Source organism: Cruoricaptor ignavus (assembly GCF_900141665.1).
GTDB lineage: Bacteria > Bacteroidota > Bacteroidia > Flavobacteriales > Weeksellaceae > Cruoricaptor > Cruoricaptor ignavus.
In genome coordinates this window covers 1-7,552 of the sequence record NZ_FQYI01000018.1, presented here as the reverse complement: position 1 = coordinate 7,552, position 7,552 = coordinate 1, and the positions used below count along the sequence as shown (strand labels likewise).

At 30.0% G+C, this 7,552-nt stretch carries 7 protein-coding genes and 1 pseudogene; all 8 read left to right on the top strand.

Translation table 11 applies throughout. From position 1 onward, the window contains the following. Window positions 1–103: 103 nt before the first annotated feature. A pseudogene (locus BUB43_RS10790) lies at window positions 104–664 on the top strand (GLPGLI family protein); the annotation flags it as partial. 39 nt (window positions 665–703) lie between these two features. Continuing rightward, on the top strand, window positions 704–1,516 hold the full coding sequence (locus BUB43_RS10785; RefSeq protein WP_073181017.1) for a GLPGLI family protein: 813 nt from the start codon (window positions 704–706) through the stop codon (window positions 1,514–1,516). 227 nt (window positions 1,517–1,743) lie between these two features. Continuing rightward, window positions 1,744–2,226, top strand: a complete 483-nt coding sequence (locus BUB43_RS10780) for a hypothetical protein (RefSeq protein ID WP_073181015.1) — start codon at window positions 1,744–1,746, stop codon at window positions 2,224–2,226. Between the two features lie 358 nt (window positions 2,227–2,584). After that, window positions 2,585–2,905 carry a hypothetical protein gene (locus tag BUB43_RS10775; protein ID WP_143154116.1) on the top strand — a complete coding sequence of 107 codons (321 nt, stop codon included), beginning with the start codon at window positions 2,585–2,587 and terminating at the stop codon, window positions 2,903–2,905. Between the two features lie 61 nt (window positions 2,906–2,966). Next, window positions 2,967–3,752, top strand: coding sequence for a GLPGLI family protein (locus BUB43_RS10770; protein ID WP_073181011.1), 786 nt, complete (start codon window positions 2,967–2,969; stop codon window positions 3,750–3,752). Continuing rightward, on the top strand, window positions 3,749–6,382 hold the full coding sequence (locus BUB43_RS10765) for a carboxypeptidase-like regulatory domain-containing protein (protein WP_073181009.1): 2,634 nt from the start codon (window positions 3,749–3,751) through the stop codon (window positions 6,380–6,382). Before BUB43_RS10770 ends, BUB43_RS10765 begins: the two co-directional genes overlap by 4 nt. Window positions 6,383–6,713: 331 nt before the next feature. Continuing rightward, on the top strand, window positions 6,714–7,169 hold the full coding sequence (locus BUB43_RS10760; RefSeq protein WP_143154115.1) for a hypothetical protein: 456 nt from the start codon (window positions 6,714–6,716) through the stop codon (window positions 7,167–7,169). Window positions 7,170–7,417: 248 nt separating this feature from the next. After that, window positions 7,418–7,552, top strand: a 135-nt coding sequence (locus BUB43_RS11585) for a transposase (protein ID WP_143154114.1), incomplete at its 3' end; no start/stop codon positions are given.

Below are 7,552 nucleotides of genomic sequence, written 5' to 3'. Positions count from 1 at the left end.
TTTTCCTGACCGCTTTTCCACATCCGACAACAACAGCAGTAAAATATCAAGAAAAAATTCTACTTTTGAAGCGTACTGAAAATGGGGAGTCTACAGTACCAATACTTACTTTAATTACGAGAATTTATTGCAGAATGTTTACGTTTATAAAACAAATGATAAAATGGAATGGAAGATAAAGAATGAATTTAGAAATATTGGCCCATTCAAAGTTCAAAAAGCCGAATGCAATTTTGGAAAAAGAAATTGGATCGCGTGGTTTACTCAAGAAATACCTTTCCCTTATGGTCCATACAAATTTTCTGGACTTCCAGGAATGATTTTAGAAGTTAATGATGAGAGGAAAGACTATATATTTACTTTTGTACAGAATATAAATATTCCTAAGGAATTCGATACCAGTAATTTTCTTGAGAACTATTATCATATGATACCAATCAAAATTGATTATTCAAAAATAAAAAAAATAAAGATTGATTATTATTTAGACCCCTATAAAGAGGTCAAATCAGGACAGATTAAAGGTTATTTCCAAGATGATGATGGGAATACAATCGAGAACCCTAACTTTAATCAGTTGAGCAAAGAAATAAGAAAAGCTATTTTAAATAATAATAATCCGATTGATTTAAATATGAAAATCAATTATCCACCCATCAAATGATTAAAAAAGATAACACTACCCCTTTTAAATTATGCTAAAATGAAAAAATTATTTTTATTTACACTTGTCTTTTTCTCTTCCCAAATAATTATGGCGCAAAAAATGGAAGAAAAAGTGGTTAGAGTTATTTACGAATTTAAGTATCAACCAAATAAACAAGATACTCTAAAAAGAACAGAAGATATGGTTTTGTTTCGAAGCAAATCAAAATCTATATTTCAAAGTTACTTTATGTATCAAAAGGATTCTCTATTATTTAATGAAGAAAAATTAGGAAATTCTCCGATGAATGTTTATGGGAAATTAAAATTTATCCCAAATTTCAAACACAATTATGTAATTGAAAAAAAATTTGACACCAATAAATATGAAATTACAGATAAAATTTTTTCCGACAAATATAGATATGCGGAAGATATAACAAAGTTTGAATGGAAGCCTACTAATAAAACCTTAAAAATAGGAAATCTAAATTGCAGAAGTGCTACTACAAAATTTGCAGGTAGAGATTACATTGCATGGTATACGGAAGATATTCCTATACCTGATGGACCATATAAGTTTTTTGGATTACCTGGTCTAATTGTAAAAATTTCTGATAGTCAAAACCAATTTGATTTCAGTCTAAAAAGTGTCAAAGAAATTCCGGAAATCGTTATGATAGAGGGAAATAGCAATAAAAAAGTTATCGAAACTACTAGAGATAAATTTCTCCAAGCGAAAAAAACATTTCAAGAAAATGCAATAAATGATTTAAAAAACAGAGGTATTACTTTTGAAGACGAAAGTGAAGTCAATAAATTTTTAAAAGAGAAATTCAAAAAAGACAATAATCCTATTGAAATAGAATAAAAATACATCGTACAATAACTAAGCTTTCGTCTTGTCCGCAGGACAGAAGATGAAAGCCCGTTGAACGGAAGCTCCGGTAGCTTTTCAGCAGCATGATGGTCCTCTTATGGAGTTGTCGTTTTTAGAGCGCCAAGGCTTCTTTTTTTTAGGATTGTTTAGTTTCTTTTTGGTTATGACCGCTGGTTTAGCTCTCTATTTGTTACCAACAACATTAAAAATTTTTAAAAATGAATATATATATAGAAAATCAAAGATTTAGTCAATACTGGCTTTGGCTTATACTAATTATAATTTTTTCAGGCATGCTTTATGATGGAACTCAACATTTTACAAATTATCCATCAACATCAGCAATTATAGGATTATGTATGGCTTTCTTAATCATACTTTTTTTTATTATTCTCAAATTGAGAGTAGTAATATCTGAAGATGGGATAACATATTCTTTTTTTCCAATAATTAAAGAAAAACATTTAAGTTGGGATAAAATTAATACTATTGAATTGATTGAATATAATCCTATTAGAGAATTTGGAGGTTGGGGATTTAGATATAACCCAAGTAAAAATATAAAAGCCTATAATACAGGTGGAAATGTTGGATTGTTAATAAATAAAAACTTACTAATCGGCTTGAAAAAACCAACTAAATTTCAACTCTTCTTGAGTGAAAATATTACCATTAGAAATAAAATAGTTATTAAAAAATAAAAACGTCATACAACATGGGTTTTGCAAAAGGCGGGGTTGAAGGAATCCTCAGAGAGATTTGTAAAAATACCCACAAAAACTTTTTCCATTTTTTAGTTTTTTCATAATTTTAAAAAATGGAAAAAGTTTTTGCTAGCGTTCGGTCACCTCTTGAAATCTCGGTTGCAGTAGCCCGCACCTCGCAAAGCCCTTTTCCGTTGGTAGCCATTTTGAAACAAAACAGGAGCAATTAAATGACCATCCGACTTACGGAATTTGAAAGAAAAACGTAAATTGACTCTCTGAAAGTGAAGAATGAAAGCCGACAGGTCTAAAGTGGATAGTCCACGAACTAAACTATAGTGACCATAAACTTATAATGTTTAGACTTTTAACCATTAATGAAAAATGTATTTTTTGCACTAGCTTTATGCTAGTAGGAACGTTTGCTTTTGCAAACACAAACGAAGTAGAAACAGTTAATGAAAATGTAACTGTAGTGAATGTTACAACAATTGATTACCAAACCTTTGTCAACAAGGTAAAATCAGGAGATATTGTTGTTAGTCAAGTATTAGAAAGAGATGAATTTAGTTTTACATTTTATGATTCTTGCGGAGGTGTTTGGGAAGTTTCAGGATGTTGTATTTCAACCGCAGAATTAATCTCATTTCTTTGGGCTTGGGATGGTGGTTGTTAATTTTTAATTTAACATAAAAGGGCAAGTTTCAATCAACTTGCCCTTTAATAAAATTTAGAATATGAAAAACATTTTAATTATCATTTCACTTATTTTTATTTCAAAAACTTATGCACAAGATGCAATTAGAGTAAAATATTTGTTGGAATACAAGATAGATTCAACTAACTTAAATATTGTAGATACTGAGTTTTTTTTACTTGATATTTTAAACGAAAATAAAAACTCCTATTTTCAGTCAGAAGCAAATTTTTTAAAAGATTCAATCTTAACTTCAAAAAATCCGCATAGCCTATTTCAAATTAAAAAGCCAGAATTTAAATTCAATATATTAAAAGATAATAATCTCGAATCTGATTTGGTATTTTATGATTATACGGCATATAAATATTTTATTCAAGATGATGTGAAATTGGATTGGAAGATTCAAAATGATTCAGTTAAAACAATTCTTAACCAAAAATGTAAGAAAGCAGAAACTAACTTTAGAGGAAGAAAATATACAGCTTGGTTTTCTACAGAAATCTTAATTAGTGATGGTCCGTATAAATTTAAAAATCTGCCAGGATTAATTTTGGAATTATATGATAATAAAAATCATTATCATTTCAAAGCTATTGCAATTCAAAAAATGAGTGATTACAGTGTCTATATGAATAAATCTGATTATACAGAAGTTACAAAAAAACAATTTAATGAGTTTCAGAATAAAATAAAGGAAAAACCATCCTTGATTTTGTACAATCCAAATATTCAAATTCCTAAAGAAGGATTAGACAAATATGACAAAACCCATAGAGAGAGAAATAAATATAAAAACAACCCCATAGAACTCATTAATGAATGAAACAACTCGTTTTATGGCTTTTTTTCTTAATCAGTAATGTTTGCTTTTCTCAAGTTACTATAAGCGGAACTTTACACACCGAAACAGGCAATCCTGTTTCAAGAGCAAGTGTGGTTATTAACCAAGTTGGGACAGACAACATTATCGCCTATGACATTTCTGACAAGAAAGGGTTGTTCAGCATTACATTTTCATCTGATGATAAGGAAGTTGACATACAAGTGCGAAATATGGGATTTGCCACCATTACAAAAACTATAACAAGTAAAACACAAACGCAAAACTTTCAGCTTAATGAAAAGGTAGTCGAGCTAAAAGAGATTATTATAAAAGGTTCGCCCATTACACGAAAAGGAGACACAATTAATTACTCTGTAAACTCTTTTGCTAAAGAGCAAGACCGAACTATTTCTGATGTACTAAAACGATTACCCGGAATAGAAGTTTTGAGCGATGGTAAAATCCTTTATGAAGGAAAACCTATCAATAAATATTATATAGAAGGACTAGATTTATTAGAAGGAAAGTACAATCTTGCCAATGAAAATCTACCACACAAAGAAGTGAGTAAAATACAAATTCTTGAAAACCACCAACCTATAAAAATTTTGGATAGTTTGCAATTTTCTGACAAAGCTGCACTCAATATCAAACTAAAAAACGCTTACACTTTCACAGGTCAAGCTGAATTAGGTTCAGGTTTTTCACCAATGCTTTGGGATGCCAATGTAACCCCTCTTTTATTTACTAAAAAACAGCAAATGTTGGTTTCTTATCAAACCAATAATATTGGAGACAATGTGGGTTCTCAACTCAAAACTTTAACCATAGAAGACCTTTTGGAGCAATTTGAAAATGGAAACGGAAAGCAAGATTGGTTAGAAATTCAGAAACTGAAAAATCCAAATTTTTCAGAAAAAAGATGGTTAGACAACAATGTTCATATGCTGACAGGAAACTATCTACATAAACTTAAAAAAGATTATGAATTAAGATTGAATGTGTCATATTTGAATGATTATCAACAACAAAATGGGTTTACCAACACACAGTTTTTTACACCAACTGATACAATTACTTTATTAGAACAAAAGTACAACCAACTCTATTTTAATTCCCTTGAATCTAATCTTACACTACAAAGAAACATAGATAAGAATTATTTGAATAACAGTTTGCAATTTCAAGGGTTTTGGGATAGTCAAACTGGAGATATTGCAACCAATCAAGAGCTATTAACTCAAAATTTAAATAACCATTATTTTAAACTCTCTAATAAACTGAAAACCATATTTCCAATCGGGAAACAATTAATGAATCTAAATTCATACATTGGCTACAACCAAACACCTCAAACGTTGGTCGTAAATCCAGGACAATTTCAAGAATTACTGAACGATGGAAATGAATATGAAAAAGTATGGCAAGATATTGATTTAAAAACCTTTTACACCAATAATTCCATTGGTTTTACAAAAGGTTGGAAAGAGTTTAGTTTTAATCCGAAATTGGGTTTTCAGTTTGAAAAGCAAAACTTGGAAAGTGAAATCGCAACTTCCGAAAATCAAAACTTAGGCAATGAGTTTAGGAATGATTTAAACTGGACAAGAACAAAATTCTATACTGATTTACAAACCCAGTACAAGAAAAACAAATGGAGGTTAGAATTAAATTTACCAATTAACTTTCATTCATATCAAATAGAAGATAAAACATTGATTGAAAATCAAAATTTGAATAGATTAACTTTTGAGCCTAGATTAGCCATAATTTATGATGCTAATGCATTTTGGAAATTTAATACGTCAGCAAGTGTAAGCAACCAATTCGGGACGATTAATCAATTGCATTATGCTTACATTTTACAAAATTATAGAAATATAAAACGTATCAATACACCACTGCCACTAACATTTAACCAGACATTTTCAGGTGGGATTTCTTATCGAAACCCAATAAAATCCTTATTTTGGAATATTGTTTATACGCAAATCAGAAGTGAAAATAATATACTTTACCAAACCCAAATTTTAGAAAATGGAGCAACAGAATTAAATGCTATAAATCAAGACAATGATAGAATCAATCACAATTTTTCTACCCGATTTAGCAAATATTTTAGTAAGTTTAACTCTAACGCAACTTTAAACGCTAATTATGGAATACAGGATTTTCAGCAAATTCTCAATACTGAAGTCACAGATATTCAAAACCAAAATTGGGGATTTGGGACAAAGTTAGAAACCGACTTTTCAGAATGGTTCAATACTGAATACCAAGCAAAATGGATGTTCTCTAAAAATCAAATTCAAGGTTTATCAAATAACACGATTACACAACAAAATCATTTGTTAAACTTAAACTTTTATCCAAAAAAAAATCATCTTTTTGCAATTAAGACAGAATATATCAATAACAACTTGTTCACAGAAAATAACGAAAATTTATTTTCAGACCTAATCTATTGTTATAATTGGAAAAAGAAAAACATAGACTTGGAATTGCAATTTAATAACATTTTTAACACAAAAAATTACCAAACTATAAACATAAGTGAGTTTAGTTATGTGGAAACAAACCTTAGATTAAGACCAAGACAAATGCTAATTAAAGTGCGATTTTCGCTGTAATAAAAAAACGGCTACCAACATCGTGTATGTGCAAGAGCGGGTTAAGTGCAAAATCGAAGTTTCGATTTTCTATTCCGCAAAAACCATTTTTTTATTCGCTGAAAAAGTCTAAATTAGCAAATAAAAAATGGTTTTGCTTATGGGGTCAGTACATAGTTGAAAGTTTCGGCTTCAAAAACCGCTCCTGACACATACACGCAGACCGTTAGCCGTAATTTTGTAGAAAAACCGTCAAATAAAAAAGAGAGTGTTTTTAATAATTTTTATTCTTCTACTTTTAATAATAATTCCTTGTGTTTTATTTTTAATTTTTGTGAAAAAATTTAATGGATTGAAAGAAGTTTCAATTATTATAGTTTCATTACTTATTCTATTATTTGCTGGTTATTATTTTTTTCAAAGTTCTGATTTTGAAAATATTGAGCGAAAACTGACTGAATCTGACTTAAAACTATCTGACAATTTCAAAATCGTAAATGCAAATGACGAGCAAACTTTAGTTGATTATTATACTGATTATGAAATTCTGATTTCTGAGAAAGATAAGTTTAGGTTAATAAACGACATAAAGAATTCGAGAAAATTTAAAACCGTAAAATCTGAAGAATTTGATTCGTATTGGAATAATGAATATGAAAAAGAACTTGTGAATAATCAAACTATCCGAAATTTTAAAATTAATCAAACTTATGTTCGAACTATCACATTTCCAAACAGTAGTCGAAAATTAGAAACAGAAATTGACACAATAAACAATGTTTTAAGAATTACAGATTCTGCGGATTAAAAAACTACGGCTAATAACTAAGCTTTCGTCTTGTCCGCAGGACAGAAGATGAAAGCCCGTTGAACGGAAGCTCCGGTAGCTTTTCAGCAGCATGATGGTCCTCTTATGGAGTTGTCGTTTTCAGAATTTAGATACACAAAGCAGTTTTTTCGGCAGGACTGCTTTTTTTGTGGCGTTGGTGTAAGCTCCCCCGAAAACAGTACGGTTTAAAAGTATAAAATTATTAACTTTAAATCGTAATCAAGACAATGAAAAAGAGCACATTCAGTCCTGCAAAGATTGCAGGTGTTTTAAAGGAGTTTTCCGGAGGCCGCAGTGCCGAGGAGTTGGCAAGGGAAAACGGCATCAGCACAGCCACTTTGTACAAGTGGCGCCAGAAATAC

Excerpts from the sequence above, each read along its gene's own strand:
- BUB43_RS10765 (WP_073181009.1), top strand. The coding sequence starts at position 3,749 with ATGAAACAACTCGTTTTATGGCTTTTTTTCTTAATCAGTAATGTTTGC.
- BUB43_RS10775 (WP_143154116.1), top strand. The coding sequence starts at position 2,585 with ATGTTTAGACTTTTAACCATTAATGAAAAATGTATTTTTTGCACTAGC.
- BUB43_RS10770 (WP_073181011.1), top strand. The coding sequence starts at position 2,967 with ATGAAAAACATTTTAATTATCATTTCACTTATTTTTATTTCAAAAACT.
- BUB43_RS10785 (WP_073181017.1), top strand. The coding sequence starts at position 704 with ATGAAAAAATTATTTTTATTTACACTTGTCTTTTTCTCTTCCCAAATA.
- BUB43_RS10780 (WP_073181015.1), top strand. The coding sequence starts at position 1,744 with ATGAATATATATATAGAAAATCAAAGATTTAGTCAATACTGGCTTTGG.